The sequence below is a fragment of the Blautia pseudococcoides genome, assembly GCF_001689125.2.
Taxonomy (GTDB): Bacteria; Bacillota; Clostridia; order Lachnospirales; family Lachnospiraceae; genus Blautia; species Blautia pseudococcoides.
In genome coordinates this window covers 1236654-1253793 of record NZ_CP015405.2, presented here as the reverse complement: position 1 = coordinate 1253793, position 17140 = coordinate 1236654, and the positions used below count along the sequence as shown (strand labels likewise).

At 48.0% G+C, this 17140-nt stretch carries 15 protein-coding genes; 1 reads left to right on the top strand and 14 read right to left on the bottom strand.

All coding sequences use genetic code 11. The features are described from left to right. Positions 1–17 precede the first annotated feature (17 nt). The 12 genes from A4V09_RS05815 to A4V09_RS05760 all read right to left on the bottom strand — a co-directional run bounded on the left by A4V09_RS05815 (position 18) and on the right by A4V09_RS05760 (position 14005). The gene (locus A4V09_RS05815; RefSeq protein WP_065541512.1) at positions 18–1235 is read right to left on the bottom strand and encodes a hypothetical protein; all 1218 of its coding nucleotides are present in this window, start codon (positions 1233–1235) and stop codon (positions 18–20) included. Next, positions 1232–2356 carry a DUF58 domain-containing protein gene (locus A4V09_RS05810; protein WP_065541511.1) on the bottom strand — a complete coding sequence of 375 codons (1125 nt, stop codon included), beginning with the start codon at positions 2354–2356 and terminating at the stop codon, positions 1232–1234. Before A4V09_RS05810 ends, A4V09_RS05815 begins: the two co-directional genes overlap by 4 nt. Further along, the gene (locus A4V09_RS05805) at positions 2353–3303 is read right to left on the bottom strand and encodes an AAA family ATPase (RefSeq protein WP_065541510.1); all 951 of its coding nucleotides are present in this window, start codon (positions 3301–3303) and stop codon (positions 2353–2355) included. The genes A4V09_RS05810 and A4V09_RS05805 overlap by 4 nt, the downstream gene beginning before the upstream one ends. A 1-nt stretch (position 3304) precedes the next feature. Next, the gene (locus A4V09_RS05800) at positions 3305–4156 is read right to left on the bottom strand and encodes a metallophosphoesterase (protein ID WP_065541509.1); all 852 of its coding nucleotides are present in this window, start codon (positions 4154–4156) and stop codon (positions 3305–3307) included. A gap of 70 nt (positions 4157–4226) precedes the next feature. Next, positions 4227–5573, bottom strand: coding sequence for an MATE family efflux transporter (locus A4V09_RS05795; protein ID WP_065541508.1), 1347 nt, complete (start codon positions 5571–5573; stop codon positions 4227–4229). Positions 5574–5760: 187 nt separating this feature from the next. Further along, a complete protein-coding gene (locus A4V09_RS05790) occupies positions 5761–6924 on the bottom strand; it encodes a D-alanyl-D-alanine carboxypeptidase family protein (RefSeq protein WP_065541507.1) in 1164 nt (387 codons plus the stop codon). A 273-nt stretch (positions 6925–7197) separates the two neighbouring features. Next, positions 7198–7371, bottom strand: coding sequence for a hypothetical protein (locus tag A4V09_RS24220; RefSeq protein ID WP_157123457.1), 174 nt, complete (start codon positions 7369–7371; stop codon positions 7198–7200). Positions 7372–7882: 511 nt separating this feature from the next. After that, positions 7883–8479 (bottom strand): putative ABC transporter permease, encoded by a 597-nt coding sequence (locus tag A4V09_RS05780; protein WP_289071379.1) that lies wholly within the window; start codon positions 8477–8479, stop codon positions 7883–7885. A 245-nt stretch (positions 8480–8724) separates the two neighbouring features. Continuing rightward, entirely contained in the window at positions 8725–10260 is a 1536-nt protein-coding gene (cls, locus tag A4V09_RS05775; protein WP_065541505.1) for a cardiolipin synthase, read from the bottom strand. Positions 10261–10344: 84 nt separating this feature from the next. Beyond that, the gene (rpsU, locus tag A4V09_RS05770; protein WP_004222305.1) at positions 10345–10521 is read right to left on the bottom strand and encodes a 30S ribosomal protein S21; all 177 of its coding nucleotides are present in this window, start codon (positions 10519–10521) and stop codon (positions 10345–10347) included. Positions 10522–10666: 145 nt separating this feature from the next. Continuing rightward, positions 10667–13306: an alanine--tRNA ligase gene (gene alaS, locus A4V09_RS05765; RefSeq protein ID WP_065541504.1), complete on the bottom strand. Its 2640-nt coding sequence runs from the start codon at positions 13304–13306 to the stop codon at positions 10667–10669. Positions 13307–13375: 69 nt separating this feature from the next. Continuing rightward, positions 13376–14005 carry a YczE/YyaS/YitT family protein gene (locus A4V09_RS05760; RefSeq protein ID WP_065541503.1) on the bottom strand — a complete coding sequence of 210 codons (630 nt, stop codon included), beginning with the start codon at positions 14003–14005 and terminating at the stop codon, positions 13376–13378. A 290-nt stretch (positions 14006–14295) separates the two neighbouring features. On the opposite strand from A4V09_RS05760, the gene A4V09_RS05755 reads away from it, so the two are divergent. Beyond that, the gene (locus A4V09_RS05755) at positions 14296–14601 is read left to right on the top strand and encodes a cupin domain-containing protein (protein WP_084043445.1); all 306 of its coding nucleotides are present in this window, start codon (positions 14296–14298) and stop codon (positions 14599–14601) included. Between the two features lie 345 nt (positions 14602–14946). Here A4V09_RS05755 and rnhA read toward each other — a convergent pair whose 3' ends face one another. Then, the gene (gene rnhA / locus A4V09_RS05750; RefSeq protein ID WP_065541501.1) at positions 14947–15420 is read right to left on the bottom strand and encodes a ribonuclease HI; all 474 of its coding nucleotides are present in this window, start codon (positions 15418–15420) and stop codon (positions 14947–14949) included. A gap of 1 nt (position 15421) precedes the next feature. After that, a complete protein-coding gene (locus A4V09_RS05745; RefSeq protein WP_065541500.1) occupies positions 15422–17122 on the bottom strand; it encodes a MutS-related protein in 1701 nt (566 codons plus the stop codon). Between the last annotated feature and the right edge of the window lie 18 nt (positions 17123–17140).

Genomic DNA, 17140 nt, shown 5'->3' with positions numbered 1-17140 from the left:
TGGAAAAACGGACAGCTTTACAGCCTCTTTCCCAGTTCCTTCATCCTCCCCCATTCTTCCTGCCCGCAGTCCTCTTTCCCGTACCTTGCCTTCTCGTATATCCCATGAAACTCCTCAACCCCCTCCGCATTCGTAAGCCCTGCAGCTTCTTCTATCTGCTCCGGCGTAAACGCCTCCTTAATCTTCTGTTCCATGGAACTCTCAATCTTCTTTTTATAACACCTGCGGATTTTTTCCCCCAGTGAACGTGCAGAGAACAGCCCGCTTCTTCTCCTTTCCCTTTTCAGGGATTCTTTCTTATCCCCTTTTACAGGAGAGAGGAACTCCACACGGTCCCCGTCCGTAAAGGCGGTTTCGTGATATTTTTTATATAATCCGTAGAGAATCCGGAAGACCCAATATACGGATGCTGCCAGAAACAGAAAAATGAACACCTTCTCCAATATCTGAAAAAGTGTCTGCCAGATAGGCCAAGCCTCGCGGAATTCCCCCGGAAAAAACGGCATCTGTTCTGCCATCTGCGGTTCGTCGGGTATCATTTCCTCCGCACCGCCAAGACCTGCAAGAAGTTTTCGGATCATGTTCAAAAACAGGTGTCCCAGCCTTTTCAGGATTTTGTCAAAACCAGACATCGGCAGAAACACCATACCTGCAGTGATAAGAGCGCAGAACCCTCCAAGCGCGATCCTGTTTCCCTCCGCGATCCTGTTTCCGGGAAATCTGTGAAGCTTCTCATTCTGTTCGTAGAGTTTCAAAAGGGAACGGCGGTTCTCAGACAGGATGGTGAGCAGCCAGTAAACGCCTGTACTGATGCATATGATCCTTCCCAAAGTGCTTCTGTGATAGGCCAGTGCGTAAATATAGATTCCGGCAAAAACCAGAAGCCCCGCATAGGAAGGGCGCACGAGCATACTCTCCCCGCTGCCTGCCCGCTCAAAAAAGTACAGAAGCACCAGAAAGACTCCGCATACTGTAAATGCGCCCCGCTCCCATATGGTTGAAGCTGAAAAATACAGCACTGCCAGACTTGCGGCGCCTGACACCGCAAATAGAAACAGACTTTTGAAACGGCGCACGATCCAGTATAAAAGCAGTATCGGGATAAACAATAGGAGACTCTTTGTAAACTGAAGGGGCGTGATATCCCCGCCGAAAGACAAAATCATTAAAGCCAGACTGTCAATCAGAAGAAATGTATGAAAGAAACGGTATATCACCAGCAAATCCGGTTTCATCTCGGCACCTCCCAGCGCATTATTTCCATATAGGGTGAGGACGGAAGTTTCCATTCCATATCCTTGTACAGGGTGGAAATCCACATGGCACTGCCTCCGGCTTTTGCAAGGCTTTCCATCCCGGCAAACAGGGGCCTGCCCTGGTTTTTGGAGATGAGAAGGGGGATTCCCCGGCCTTCTGCTAAAAGACGGCACTGCGCGCTTAAAAGTTCAGGGAATTTACCGGCAGGAAGGTCCAGATCCAGTCTGGCCAGGTTCTGGTACAGTTTTACAAGCTGCCCTCTTCCCGTGCCCGGCATCACTGCGATCGGCAGCTTTGTGATGTGGTCTCTGCCGTTGGTGATAAGGCCTGTGGCAACGCCTCTTTTCAAAAGTTGTTCTGCCAGAGAGACCGCCAGGGATATGCCTGCCTCGTGGATTTCCTCGTATTTCCATATGGTTTCATCCTCCACATCCAGGAATATAAGGACCTGGGCGCTGGAGCTGGAATCTAACAGGTTCACCATCATATCCCCTTCTTTTGCGGAGGCTTTCCAGTTAATCTTGTTCATGGGGTCCCCGGGCTGATATTCACGCAGGCCCCGGAAAGAAAAGGGGTCCTCATACATCCGCTGCCGCACCAAAACCTGTCCCATCAGCTTTTTAAAAGGAATCTCCATATTAGACACAGGGGTGGTTCTGGGATACACATACAAATGGGTGGAAAGAGGCACGGTCAGATACAGTTCACGGTTCATGAGCAGGCCTCTTGTGAGGATTTCTGCCTGCCCAATCTCGTAATATCCCCTTTTCTTCGCCAGAAATGGGATTTCCCTCTGGATCTTCTGATAAAAAAGCACGGAAAATATATCTCTTTTATAGGTATAGTCAGAGATGCTGGTATTTTCCTCCTCCTCAAAAAATAGATTTCTATGTACCCGGAACGCTGCCTGCAGCATGGGGAGAAGAAGCCACTTTCTGTTTTCAATGGTCTCTGTCAGATACGCGTGCTCACCCTCATGGACGGGATGATCCTGGAATTTAACATCCACTTCCAGATGCCTGTCCCAATGGTTCCGGTAGAACCATTCCGCCAAAAACTGCAGCAGGACAGCTCCCAGCAAAAGTAAAAAAATTGTCATGGTTTTCTCTTCCACTCCTCCGTGGGTACAGGGACCTGTTCCAGTATCCGTTTGACCGCCTGACTGCCGCTCTCCTCCTGCCCGTATCCAGAGGTCATGACCATCCGGTGCGCGAGTATGGGAACTGCCACGGTTTTTATATCCTCAGGCACCACGTAATCCCTGTTCTGTACATAGGCATAGGCTTTTGCCCCGTTAAATAATGCCAGGGTTCCTCTGGGACTGACACCTGCTATCACATCCCCGGCCGCTCTGGTAGCCTGTACCACCTCCACCAGATAGGATCTCAAATCCGGGTGTACATATACTTTCTTATACGCCTCCCTGGCATTTAACAGTTCCTCCCGTGTGCACACACAGGGAAGTTCCAAAAGTGGCTGCCTGTCCTCAAAACGGTCCAGGATTGCCAGCTCCTCCGCTTTGTCAGGAAGGCCCATGGAAAGGCGCATAAAAAAACGGTCCATCTGTGCTTCCGGAAGCGGAAATGTACCTGTGGTCTCCACCGGATTCTGGGTGGCGATCACGAAAAACGGTTCCTCCAATGTTCTGGTTTCCCCGTCAATGGTAATCTGATGCTCCTCCATACACTCCAGAAGGCTTGACTGGGTTCTGGGTGTAGCCCGGTTGATTTCATCGGCCAGAAGGATGTTGCAGAAGGCCGGACCTTCCTTGAAAAGGAATTCTCCTTCTTTCTGGTTATAATAATTCAGCCCCGTCACGTCTGAGGGCAGCAGATCCGGAGTGAACTGGATCCTGGAGAATTTTCCGTCCATGGAACGTGCCAGGGATTTTGCCATCATGGTCTTGCCTGTTCCCGGCACATCCTCCAAAAGGACATGGCCTCCTGCAGTCAGAGCCGTGAGCAAAAGCTCCAGTACCTTGTCTTTTCCCACAATGACCTGACTGATGTTCCCGCGTATTTTTTCCATACAGTTTTTCTCTTCCATCTCACACCTCTTTCGGCAGACATTCCAGCACGATCAGCTCTCTTGGATTGTTGATCCTAAGAGGCAGCGTATGCTCTCCAAGTCCTGCTCCTGTAATCATGATCTGTTCACTGCCTGTTATCCTCTGTCTTCTGCCCGCTTTTTTGGGCGAAGCGCCGTCTCTTTTCCTGTATTCCCCATATCCGTAGCGGGGAAACAGCCGCAGATCAGGGCTGATAATACTTCCCAAAAAGGGCAGCCGCACAATGCCCCCATGATAATGGCCTGACAGGATCAAATCCGCGCCCCAGGCAAAGTATGCATCCCCATACCTGGGCGTATGCGCCAGCAGGATTTCATATACCTGTTTATCCGGCCCGCCTATCAGTCCTTCAAGCTCCGTTCTGCCCGGTCCCTTGACAGGACCCCTTTCATAATATTCATAGGGCAGATCCAGTCCGGTGACTGCCACGGTTTCACCGTTTATCTTCAGAATCATACGCTCATTTTCCAGATAGGTGACTCCCATCTGTTTTATTTTTTTCTCAAACGCGGAGAACCTGCCACCATAATCCTTTGTAAATAATTTCATCCGCTGCTCGTGATTACCCGGTCCGTACAATACGGGAGCCAGTTTCACGGCCTCGCTCAAAAATGCCGCAGCCGGTTTCAGGGAAGCGTCGGTTTTCCCAAGCACCAAATCCCCGGCGATCAATATGGCATCTGGGGCAAGAGACTTTATTCTGTCAAAGACAGGTTCATTCTTCTTTCCCAACACCACGTTGTGGAGGTCGCTTATCATCACGAATTTCAGCGGATGTCTTTTTATCTTATCTGTTGTAATCTTGTAAGTTGTGGTCACAAATCTCTTCACAAATACTCCCTGCTTTTCTCTCTGTTTTTTTTCTATTTTAACTCAAAAAGAGAAAAAAGAAAAGGCAAGACTATCTGGTTTTTCCGAAAACTTTTTCCTGCTGCTTCATAACTACCCGGTACATGAAAAGCAGCAGCACACCTGCAAATACCCAGGCCACCGGGCTTGCCAGGCAGGCCAGAAGGTAACTCCTGTTTAATCCCGCGGCCAAAGCCACGATACCGCGGCCTAAAAGCTCCGCCACACCTGCCATCATAGGCAGGACACCGTATCCCATCCCCTGTATGCCGTTCCGGTAGACATTTACAATATTCAGGGCAATAAAAAACAGGGATGCACATTTCAGGTAAATATCCACCTGCCCCATCAGTGTCTGCACATCGCTGGACACAAAAAGATAAGTCAGATATTTTCCAAAAAAGGCGGTCAGAAGGCCAAAGACCAGGGAATAGGCCACACCGATCCAGGTTGTCGCCCGAAATCCCCTGCGTATCCTGTCAAGCTTTCCTGCCCCCATATTCTGGGCACAGAAGGTTGCCATAGTAGTCCCAAGTGCCACATAGGCCTGGGTAGCGATCTGCTCCACCTTGCTGGCTGCGGTAAAGGCTGCCACCGCCATGGACCCCAGCATGTTCAGCGCAGACTGTACCATCATGGTTCCAATGGCTGTGATGGAATACTGAAGCGCCATGGGGATGCCGATTCCCACCTGCATTTTCACAATATGGGCGGACAGGCGGAAATCCCCTTTCTCAAGGCGCAGTTCCGGCATTTTCTTTGCTATATACACCAGGCAGAGAATCCCGGAAACCCCCTGGGATATAACCGTGGCGTAGGCTGCTCCGGCGGCTCCCCAGTGAAATACAATGATAAACAAAAGATCCAGCACCACATTCAGCAGTGCCGACAAAATCAGAAAATACAGCGGCACCTGGCTGTTTCCCAGTGCTCTCAGCACACTGGCAAGCAGGTTATATAGCACGGTGGCAAAAATGCCGCCGCAGATGATCATAATATACCTGTATGCGTCACCAAAAATGTCCTCGGGGGTGTGCATAAACTGCAGAAGCCCACGCATTCCCAGCATACTCACCAATGTCATGACAAGGGTGACGATCAGGGACAGCACGGCCGCTGACCCCACAGTCCGCCTCATATTCTTCATGTCTCCCGCACCGTATCTCTGGGCTGTCAGCACGGTGAATCCCGCTGTCAGACCCAGCATAAAACCAATGATCAAAAAGTTAATGGTACCCACGCTCCCCACGGCTGCCAGTGCTTTGGTACCTACGAATTTTCCTACAATGATGGTGTCCACCATACTGTAAAACTGCTGAAAAATATTTCCGATGAATACCGGAATTGTAAATCCTACAATCGCTTTTGCCGGGCTGCCGGCTGTCATATCTTTCTGCATGCCTCTCCTCATTCTCTCTGTAAACAATGTGTCCACCGGCAGACAAAAAAGCGCGGGCGCGGCTTTCCTCTGCCATCAAGTCATTTTTTCACGAAAAAGGAAGGTGCCAGCGGGCACCCTCCGTCTTTTTGTTACCGGGCTATTATAATGCAAACATTTCTATCCTGCAATACCCAAATTTTATTTTTTAGAAAAAAGTTTTGAATACCTTTTTCACATAATCCATATACCCGGCCTTCTCCACCGTCTCGTTAAATAACAGGCTGACACTGCCTATTTTTTTTCCATTCAGATAATAATCCGCAGTCCCTGCCTTGCTGCCTTTCTTTACAGGGGCGTCTGTGCTTTTTTTCAGATTGATCTTCTTCTGTATATGGTCAAGAGCCTCCCCCTTTGTATCCAGATAGCGGAAATCCCCCTCGTAAGATACAGACGTCTTTTCCTGAATGGAACCCTTTACCGGAACCTTTGGCAGGCTGTCTTTATTTTCGTCCACATAAAGACTGCAGGCACCAAAGCCCAGGTTCAGCATTGCCGCTGCGTCCTTAAACCGCACTTTATAGTCAGGCGCTGTCATGACCACGCTTATGAGTGTGATCCCGTTTCTCTCGGCCACCTCGGAGACACAGTATTTTGCCAGACTGGTACTCCCTGTTTTAAGTCCTACACAGCCGTCATAGCTGCGCAGAAGCTTATTTGTATTGGTAAGGCCGAACTCACTGCTTCCCTTTGCTGTATTATGGGTGATATTCTCCATCCAGATGGAGGAGTAATCCAAAATCTTGGGGTATTTTGTCACCAGCTCCCTGGACATGAGGGCCACGTCATATGCCGTGGTATAGTGGTTGGTGGACTCCGTCAGTCCGCAGCAGTCCTCGAAATGCGTGCCTGTCATGTTAAGCCCTGCTGCCCTCTCATTCATACGTTTGACAAACTCCGCCTCACTTCCCGCTATGTGTTCCGCCATGGCCACACTGGCATCGTTACCGGAGGCAATGACAATACATTTTATCATAGTCTCCACAGTCTGCTTCTCGCCCTCCTCCAGATAGACCTGGGAACCGCCCATGGATTTGGCGTAGGCGCTTGTAGTCACTTCATCCTCCATATGTAGGGTGCCCTTGGCGATCTCATCAAATATCAGCACCAGAGTCATAATTTTTGTAATACTGGCTGGGTAGACCTTGGTGTCTTTGTCCTTCTCGTAGATTATGGTTCCTGTGGATGCCTCCATCAGAACCCCATGAGGTGCGGTGATCAAATCCTCCCCCTCCGCGTGCACCGTGACCGGCAGGGCTATATTGACAATAAGGGAAAATAAGACCAGAAAAACAGATGCTTTCCGAAACATACCGCTCTCCCGTAGAAATGCTCTTATAGAATTGTATTACACCGGGATAAAAAATAGAATACGGAAAGCCTGGCTCCATGACATTTTCGTTGCTATATTCAGGAAATCCAGGTATAATTCAGTTTGAATGTCCCTGCTCCCTCCTTAAAAGAAGCGTTGCAGTCATCATATCCATTTGCATTAAGACCGGAACACCATTTTTTAGCCGAAAAAGTAAAGCTGTTTTTTCTGTTTCTTACTGTCCTGCAAGGATCACATTCGGATTCGGGCACTTCACGGTACCCGGACTGCCGAGTCCAGTGCCATAACCCCCATTCCGTCATTTAGGGCGGAATCTCTGCCATAAATCTCCTTTATTATATCCAGATACAAACCTATGTAATCATTCCCCTGTTCCAGAACATGAACTTCCAGCGCACCACTGATCAACAAGGGATAACTCTCCATAACCGAACTGCCTTCTTGAAGTGACAATTGAATATACATTCCGGGTTTTAGTGCATCTGCTTTTATTTCCTGCTTTTTTTGACTATATATTTTGACATTTTTTATTTCTGCTTCCATGAGTCCTTCGTTCACATCTCCCTCGTGTAGCGTTCAAAGCGTCTTTGTATACAATCCTGACAGTAATTACACAGATGATATACTATACCAAATTGAAACGTTGACACAGTGATTTTATAAAATGAAAAGGCTGGGAACTTTCACTCTCAGCCTAAAACGATACAAAATCAATGACATATAATGGATTAAAACCATAATAGCAGGGGCAGCAGGACAGAGACTTGCCCCTTGTACTCCCGTATACATTTCTAATTGAGCTTTCTGCCCTGGTCCAAATTGCTTGATTTCGCCCATATATCCTGTATAAATAATAGTTCCGTTTTCATCTAATACATCAACACTACATCCGATATATTCATTGGCAAGAGGGACGCCCGCAGGCGCCCCTCTTTTTTTAAAATCTGCCGTAGATCAGGGAACGTATTCCCTCCCGCACCTCTCCGAAAGAGGAAGGCAGACTGTCCTTTTTCTTTTCGTATAAAGTATGTAAAAAATCTGCTGTGAACAAGAACAGAATCAGGGACCCTGCCCGGTATCCAACGGAAAACGGATAGCTGTCCACAAAACGTTCCACCCCTTCATGCAGAAACAGAAACAGGCCTAAAGTATAAAATCCCCATGCTATGGTGCTTTCCAGACAGAGAATTCCTTTGTAATTAAAAGGCTTCTCCGAATAATCCCACCACACCTCTCCGAACATGGAAAGCATAAGCCTGGCTGTCAGATACTCAAGCAGTGTGGGAAACACACAGCCCAGTATATATAACAGCAGAAGGTTATCGCAGAACGGTCTCAGCAGAAAAAACACAGATAAAGCCCCCACTCCGTAAATCGGGCAGAACGGCCCTCTTACAAACCCCCTGTTGGTAATCCGCCTGTTGCAGATTGACATGTAGATAGATTCCACGATCCATCCCAGAATGCTGTAAACTAAAAACCACTGGGTGACATGGTAGAGATCTATCCCAAACATACTCTTTGTCCAAATCATAACTAATCTCCCCTTATAATTGGCGCATCTCTTAACATGTGTCTTCATTGTAGGTTTTATGTAACAGTTCAGACAGGTCCGCGCATTCACTGCGCTGACCATACATACGTGTGGCAGCAGTAGGCATCCAGACCATCCCAAAGCGATTTTTAATGGCTGGATGCCTGTAGCAGTTCAGCTGTCTGAACTGTTACGGTTTTATGTGCCCATTCTATCATGGGAGCCCTGGCTTGTAAAGAAAAAAACTAAAGCATGGGTGCAAATAGCCTGAGAATACTCTGTGTCATACGCACAACAATATTCCGGCTGCGGCAGAACTTCATGCAGATTTCCCTGCATTTTGGAAATGTATCCTCCATATCGTCCTTTACCTGCATAACAGCCCGGCTTTTGTACATCCACACTGCACATTCAAAATGCAGATACAGGCTTCTGTAGTCCAGATTAATAGTGCCTACAGATGCGATCTCGTCATCACAGACAAAAGATTTGGAATGGATAAATCCCGGTGTGTACTGAAAAATTCTCACACCTGCCTCCAGAAGCTGTTCATAGTAGGACTGGGTCAGGAGGAACACCATTTTCTTATCAGGGATTCCCGGTGTCACGATCCGCACATCCACGCCCTTTTTGGAAGCCAGGCACAAGGCTGTCATCATCTCATTGTCAATGATCAGATACGGCGTACAGATATACACATACCGTTTTGCCTGGTTGATGATATTCAGGTAAACATTCTCCCCAACGATCTCGTTATCCAGAGGGCTGTCTCCGTAGGGCTGTACAAAACCGTCATTTTCAAATTCTTCCGGATGGTAAATATAAGGTCCGTAAGCCGGCAGATGGCTTCTAGTATGGGTGATCACTGCCCACATCTGCAGAAACATCACGGTCAGGTTCCAGACACCTTCCCCATGCAGCATGACACCGGTATCTTTCCAATGCCCAAACCGCACATCCTCGTTGATATATTCATCCGCCAGATTGATACCGCCTGTGAATCCTGTATGACCGTCAATCACCAGGATCTTTCTGTGGTCCCGGTTGTTGAGGATAATATTCAGCACAGGCCGGACCGGATTAAACGCGGCACATTTAATCCCCTTTTTCTGCAGTTCTTTATAATATCTGTGGGGCAGGGTAGTCACACACCCCATATCGTCATAGATCAGGCGCACATCCACGCCTTCCCTGACCTTCTCCTCCAGGACCTGAAGGATTTCCCGCCACATTCTTCCGTCATGTATGATAAAATATTCCAGAAAGATAAAATGCTCTGCCTTTTTGATCTCCTCCAGCATGTCCACAAACATGGTATCCCCCACCGGGTAATACTTGGTGGTGGTATTCTTGTGGAGAGGAAAACCAGCATAGTCCCTGATATAGGCGGATTGGATGGATACGCCCCGGTCCGTATCCTGAAGCTCTGACCTGGTTCTGGGATCTTCCTTGAAATAATTGCCGATTTCCGTGAGAACTGCCTCAGATTCCCTTGTCATTTTTTTCGCCACACGGGATTCACCGAACAGCAGGTACACAATTGCACCGAAGACAGGGATGACAAGGATCAAAATAGTCCAGGCAAGCTTGTAAGAAGGGTTGATTTTCTTATTGACCAGCCACAGTACCAGGAACAGGCTCAGGATGTTCATAACCCATCCCACCGTGGTGGAAATATTCCTCATCCCCCATGCCAGCGCCACCAGCCATACAAGCTGCAGCAGCACAGCCAGGGCAAATACAAAGATCCGGCTGGATACCAGGTCAATAATCTTTTTCATCTTCTCACCATCCTCTCTTTGCGTTTCTTTGGCTGCAGAGTCGTAAAAAAGCCTCTGGCTTTGTCCAGAGGCTTTTACTGCACATTAATTATATTTACGTTTTCTAGCTGCTTCAGATTTTTTCTTACGACGAACGCTTGGTTTCTCGTAATGCTCTCTTTTACGGATTTCCTGCTGAATGCCTGCTTTTGCACAGCTACGCTTGAAACGACGTAAAGCGCTATCCAAAGTTTCGTTTTCTTTTACGATTACATTTGACATAGTCTCACACCTAACCTCCCTCCAGTTGTAGATTGTGCATAATACAACTGTCTGGGTATTTTTACTGCACATCAAATATTATATCAGATTTTTGCCGTACGTCAACTATTTTGACTTATTTTCTTTAAAAAATTTTATATAAATTTTATTTTAACTGGCCTTCCAGCAATTCTGCCGCTTTTTCCAGGGCTTCCGGCACTTTTTCCGGATTTTTTCCGCCGGCCTGAGCCATGTTCGGACGTCCGCCGCCGCCGCCGCCGACCACTGCTGCCATGCCCTTCACCAGATTTCCTGCATGTGCTCCGCCCTTCATAGCGCTGTCCGTCACCATAGCCAGCAAGTTTACTTTGCCGCTGTTCACGCTGGCAAGAACTACTACACCTTCACCCAGTTTCTCTTTTAACTGGTCGCCTAAGTCGCGAAGCCCGTTCATATCCACATCTGCCACGGATACAGCCAGAAGTTTTGTGCCTTTTATCTCTTTTACCTGGTTCATCACATCACCCACTGCTTCCTGTGCCAGTTTGGCTTTCAGGGATTCGTTCTCACTATGGAGTTCTTTCACCTCTGCCTGCAGATGAGCGATCTTGTCTGCGGCCTCCGCCGGAGTGGTTTTCAAAAGGGACGCGATCTGAGCCAGCTTCTGTTCCATCTCTTTATAGTAACCAAACACACCGTCACCGGTCAGTGCCTCTATACGGCGCACACCGGCTGCAATGCCTGCCTCAGATACGATCTTAAAGGTAGTGATCACACCTGTATTGGATACATGGGTACCGCCGCACAATTCTTTGGAGAAATCTCCCATGGAAACCACGCGCACGCTGTCCCCGTACTTTTCTCCAAAGAGAGCCATTGCTCCTGTCTTCTTGGCATCCTCAATGCTCATAACCTCTGTCACAACAGGAAGTGCTGCCTGGATCTCCTCATTGACCATTGCCTCCACCCGGGCCAGTTCCTCCCGGGTCATAGCCTGGAAATGTGCAAAGTCAAAACGCAGCCTGTCCGGTGTTACCAGAGAACCCTTCTGTTCTACATGGGAGCCGAGAACTGTCTTCAGGGCTTTCTGCAGCAGATGTGTGGCACTGTGGTTCTTACAGGTATCTGCGCGGTCTTTTGCGCTGACTTTCAGTGTCACCACATCACCTGTCTTTAACATACCTTTTGTCAGTCTTCCCACATGGCCCACTTTGCCGCCGCGCAGCTTGATGGTGTCTTCTACAACAAACTGGGCATCCCCCAGAACAATAAGGCCTTTGTCACCTTCCTGTCCGCCCATGGTGGCATAGAAAGGAGTCTCTTCCACGAATACGGTCCCCTTCTCATCCTCTGTCAAAGCCTCCACAATCTCTGTCTCGGTTGTGAGAACTGTGATTTTGGACTGATGGGACAGATTGTCATAACCCACAAACTCTGTGGTGACTTTAGGGTCTATCTCATCGTATACCGTAGCGTCAGCGCCCATATAGTTGGTCACTTCGCGGGCTTTCCTGGCCTTCTCTCTCTGCTCTTCCATAGCGGCCTTGAAACCGGCCTCATCAATAGAGATCTCTTTTTCTTCCAGGATCTCTTTTGTCAGATCCAGAGGGAAGCCATAGGTATCGTATAATTTAAATGCATTCTCACCGGAAAGCTGTGTGCTTCCCGCTGCTTTCATCTCCGCTTCCATCTCTTCCAGAATATGAAGGCCCTGGTCAATGGTCTTGCTGAACTGTTCCTCTTCCTTTGTCAGCACATTGAAGATGAAATCTCTTTTCTCATCCAGCTCCGGATAGCCATCCTTAGAGCCTTCGATCACTGTGCTGCTGAGTTCTGCAAGGAAATTCCCTTTGACGCCCAAAAGACGGCCATGACGGGCAGCACGGCGGATCAGGCGGCGCAGCACGTATCCTCTTCCTTCGTTAGTCGGCATAATACCATCGGAAATCATAAACGTGGCGGAACGGATATGGTCCGTGATCAGACGGATGGAAATATCCACGTTCTCGTCTTTTTTATACTCTGTGTGTGTCAGCTCACAGACTTTATTCCGAAGGGCACAGATAGTATCAATATCAAAGATGGAATCCACGTCCTGCACAGCAACAGCCAGACGCTCCAGGCCCATGCCTGTGTCAATGTTCTTCTGCTGCAGTTCTTCGTAGTGTCCTTCCCCGTCATTTTCAAACTGGGTGAATACATTATTCCACACTTCCATGTAACGGTCGCACTCACAGCCTACCGTACAGCCCGGTTCCTTGCATCCGTACCTCTCGCCTCTGTCATAATATACCTCAGAGCATGGTCCGCAGGGGCCTGCACCGTGCTCCCAGAAGTTGTCCTCTTTTCCGAAACGGAAAATACGGTCAGCCGGAATACCAATTTCCTTATTCCAGATATCATACGCGTCGTCATCGTCAAGATAGACAGAAGGATACAGACGGTCCGCGTCAAGTCCCACAACCTCGGTCAAAAATTCCCAGGACCAGCGGATTGCCTCCTTCTTAAAATAATCTCCAAACGAGAAGTTTCCCAGCATCTCAAAAAAAGTGCCGTGACGGGCAGTCTTACCTACATTTTCAATATCACCGGTACGGATACACTTCTGACAGGTGGTCACCCTTTTTCTGGGCGGCACCTCAGCGCCTGTAAAATATGGCTTCAGCGGCGCCATACCGGAATTGATCAACAATAAACTCTTATCATTATGGGGAACAAGAGAAAAACTCTTCATAGCCAGATGGCCTTTTCCTTCAAAGAACTCCAAAAACATTTTCCGAAGTTCGTTCACTCCGTATTTTTGCACGGTTCATACCTCCTGATGGTTACTATCATAAATTACTGTTTTTAATAATAGCACAGGAATTGTCAGGTTTCAAGAAAGAAAAGCGGGAATTTTGCGGCCTTCCAGGAATGGTTCTGCCAAATTGGTGCGGAAATACTGGATAAGCGGACCCACTGTAAGGGCAATGATGACGGTTGCGATCCCGATCTCCCCACCTGCCAGGATCCCTGCGGTCAGGCAGGTAAGGTCAATGGCGATCCTGCAGTATTTAAATTTTCCGATCTTTCTGTCAGCCATGATGAGAGCAATGGCATCATAGGTGGAAACCCCTAAGTCTGCGGTATAATACATAGCACCCGAAAATGCCAGAAGGAATAGGGCGCCTGTAAGACATATGATTCTGACACTGAGAGCAGGGGTCTCGGAAACACTTTTCAGCGCTGCGAACACCCCATCTGCCACCACGCCGTATATGAGCAGATTTAAAAGCGTGGACACGCCCACCAGACTTTTTTTCATCCTCCAGGCAAATACCAGAAGCAGGGCACATATCACATTGGCTGTGATGGTAAAGCTGGTATAGAATATCCGAGCCAGTCCTGTCAGCAGAACACAGTAAGGGTCAACCCCAAAATCCGCATAACGAAAAATCCCCACACTGACCGCAGTCATAATAATACCTATGAATGCCATGCCTATCCTTTTATTTTTTCTTTCCATTTTCTGATCCTCCGTTTTATTTATTGGAATGTTATCCTTACTGTTCACAGACTAATGTCCACGGTTGCCCAGGGCAGAACTGTGCGCCGCGAAGCGTAATACTGTGCAAAGAGTTACATTTTCAGTATACTGTGAACAGTAATATGTACCAATTTCCGGCATTTTTTATTTTGGAATCATATTGTACTTCTTTCCGGTCTTTAGTATAATGACAAAAAGTATTATTTTCTATCAGGATTACGGCGGATTTTATAACAATATCATCATTTTCAATTTGGAGGCAGGATTCTATGAGATCATCGGTGGTGGCAGAGGATAAAAATTTAAAGGAGCAGATATCCCATGGAAATTACGCATTTCCTGTGGATGTGCACAGTGAATTTTTCCAGTCAGAGGGAATCGGCGCTCCCTCCTACTTTGTCTGTCATTGGCATCCCGAAACGGAGCTGATGATAGTTCTGGACGGTTCCATGCGGTATCAGGTCAATGAGACCATCCATGATATGAAGAAGGGAGAGGGTCTTTTTATCAATTCCAACTGTCTGCATATGGGCACAGCCGTAAGCGGCCAGGCCTCCACTATGCCGCGGCATTGAGCACAGGTGAATGGGGAAGAATCTGTAAACGGCTCCTGCACCAGACGCCCTTTGAGTACCTGAACGCTTACCGCGTGGTTATTGTCTATTCCACAAAACACAAGATGCGGACAGCCTGTGACCAGGAACTTTGAAAACCTTCCATTTTTTGTCACAATTTCATTACTGACGGCTGTAATTGAAAAAGGGAATGTCTGCGCTCTGAGATTCATTGCCCGGACATTCCCCATATAAATAACTATAAGATATACATGTTTCTTAACCACAGCTTTTGTGATCCGGCATCATACTTAACAGCATTTGTAGTAAGCGGCAGCCAACACGATACCGTATCATATTACGGTTTTACACCCCCGGATCCACCAGCAGATCATCCCCATCCGCTGCGCTGGTTGCCAGATAGTCACACCGTTCATTCATTTCGTGTCCGTCATGCCCTTTCACCCAGATAAAAGTAACACGGTGAGGCTCTTTTGCTTTTAACAGCCGCTTCCATAAATCCACATTCTTTACCGGCTCATTTTTCCCCCGTTTCCAGCCCTTTTTCAGCCAGCCGTCAATCCAGTGCTGGTTAAAAGCATCCACCAGATATTTGGAATCTGAGTACAGTTCCACCTCACAGGGTTTTGTCAGTGCCTCCATGCCCACAATAGCTGCCATCAGCTCCATGCGGTTGTTGGTGGTGCGCACGTATCCCTGGGAAAATTCACGCTCATGCAGCGTTCCTTTGGCATCTGTATAGTGGAGGACACAGCCGTATCCTCCCGGTCCGTCCGGGTTGCCCCTGGCAGAACCGTCTGTATATATTTTTACAAGCATATTAATTTCCTACCTTTTTCCAGATTCCGGTGGCCTCAAAATCCGCCACCGCGGCTTCCGATTCTTTTACAATATCCCGGTCATAACCCACCATAGAGAGCAGACGGATGGCATTTCTGGTGGTAACCCTGCCCTTTTTCAGCAGATAGTTAAATTCCACATCATCCTCCTTGACTTCCTCCTCAAAATGATAGTTGGTGTACGCCCCCTCCAGCATATATGAAAGTTCAATATCATGTGTTGCCGCAAAAGGAAGCACATGAGGCTTTTTCAGGTGCGCCAGAATATTGGAAGAAGCCGCAATTCGCTCTATGGTGTTAGTCCCCCGCAGCACCTCGTCAATGATACACAAAAGGGGGGCCTCATCCCCGGATTCCTCCAGGATCCTCTTCAGAGACTTGATCTCCACAATGTAATAGCTCTCCTTGCTCTCCAGGTCATCCCGCAGTGCCATGGAGGTTTGTATCTTAAAAAACGGCGCAGCATATTCCGTGGCCGTACAAGTATATACTGTCTGGGCGAGAATTGCATTCAGTGCCACATTCTTCAAAAATGTGGATTTACCCGAGGCATTGGAACCGGTCACCAGAATACCGCCGGACGCGTCAATACTGTTTGCCACAGGTTCGTGGATCAGCGGATGATAAAGATTCTCCACCTTCATCCGCACACCGCTTCCCTTTTTATATACCGTAAACTCCGGTACACAGTAATAAGGCATGGCCTCCCTGAACGATGCAATGGAAATGCAGGCATCCAGAAGTCCGAATATCTCCAGCATCTCCTCTGCTTCCGCCTTATGCTCCTTCATAGCTTTCATCATGGAGTTAAATTTGATCAGATCAATATGCGTCATCATCCTGATATAATCCAGAATGAAGGACTCCGGACCGCTGGCAAAACCGTCCCGGTCCAGAACCAGATTTGCTCCGTTTTTAAAGCTGGAAAATCCTTTTTTACAGGTATTCAGACGTTTTGTATAACGGAAAAGCGCCTCTATCTTCAGCTTGCTCAGGTCACCTGCGCTGTTAATGAGCTGCATCATACATTTAAACCCGGTCAGGTAAACATGGATGACCTCTTTGTCTTTCAGATACGTGCCCATATTGATACAGGTCACAAGCAGAAATACAAAGACGCCATACCTGGGAACCGCTATAAAGGCAGCTATGGACAGCAGAAAGGCCAGACACATGAGGACCTGCTTCCACGGCTTCCCGGCATCATACTCTTTCGTCACGTGGATGGCCTGATAGACAGACGCTGTGGGCGGCTTTTTGATATGTGTGAGTATTTCCTGGACCTTCTGCCGCTCCTCTTCATGTTCCCGGAAGAACATGTACAGCCGCTCTCTCTCCACAAGCTTTTCCTCATCAAATTCGGGGGTACGCAGAAGATAGTACAGATAATCCTCCCCCGGGGAAGATACGGTCTGGTTCATGAGCATGAACACTCTGTCCATGTCCAGATCGTTCCAGGTAATGTCATCAATGATAAAACGACCGTCTTTTCGCTCCCGGAAATACTCTGCGGTCTGTTCCAGCTTATCCCAGGTATACTCCCGGTCCGGAATCTGTCCCCAGCTTTTTTTGATCTTCTGAAGAAATTCTCTTCGTTTTCTCCTGTTTTCCCGAAACATGGTCACAAATACGACTGCCATAAAAATGACGATCAATCCTGTCCACAAAGTAGTCTCACTCATAGCTGTCCTCCGTTTTCC

Coding starts and splice junctions, on each gene's coding strand:
- A4V09_RS05815 (WP_065541512.1), bottom strand. CDS start 1,235: ATGAAACCGGATTTGCTGGTGATATACCGTTTCTTTCATACATTTCTT.
- A4V09_RS05810 (WP_065541511.1), bottom strand. CDS start 2,356: ATGACAATTTTTTTACTTTTGCTGGGAGCTGTCCTGCTGCAGTTTTTG.
- A4V09_RS05805 (WP_065541510.1), bottom strand. CDS start 3,303: ATGGAAGAGAAAAACTGTATGGAAAAAATACGCGGGAACATCAGTCAG.
- A4V09_RS05795 (WP_065541508.1), bottom strand. CDS start 5,573: ATGCAGAAAGATATGACAGCCGGCAGCCCGGCAAAAGCGATTGTAGGA.
- A4V09_RS05790 (WP_065541507.1), bottom strand. CDS start 6,924: ATGTTTCGGAAAGCATCTGTTTTTCTGGTCTTATTTTCCCTTATTGTC.
- A4V09_RS24220 (WP_157123457.1), bottom strand. CDS start 7,371: ATGGAGAGTTATCCCTTGTTGATCAGTGGTGCGCTGGAAGTTCATGTT.
- A4V09_RS05780 (WP_289071379.1), bottom strand. CDS start 8,479: ATGATTTGGACAAAGAGTATGTTTGGGATAGATCTCTACCATGTCACC.
- cls (WP_065541505.1), bottom strand. CDS start 10,260: ATGAAAAAGATTATTGACCTGGTATCCAGCCGGATCTTTGTATTTGCC.
- rpsU (WP_004222305.1), bottom strand. CDS start 10,521: ATGTCAAATGTAATCGTAAAAGAAAACGAAACTTTGGATAGCGCTTTA.
- A4V09_RS05760 (WP_065541503.1), bottom strand. CDS start 14,005: ATGGAAAGAAAAAATAAAAGGATAGGCATGGCATTCATAGGTATTATT.
- A4V09_RS05755 (WP_084043445.1), top strand. CDS start 14,296: ATGAGATCATCGGTGGTGGCAGAGGATAAAAATTTAAAGGAGCAGATA.
- rnhA (WP_065541501.1), bottom strand. CDS start 15,420: ATGCTTGTAAAAATATATACAGACGGTTCTGCCAGGGGCAACCCGGAC.
- A4V09_RS05745 (WP_065541500.1), bottom strand. CDS start 17,122: ATGAGTGAGACTACTTTGTGGACAGGATTGATCGTCATTTTTATGGCA.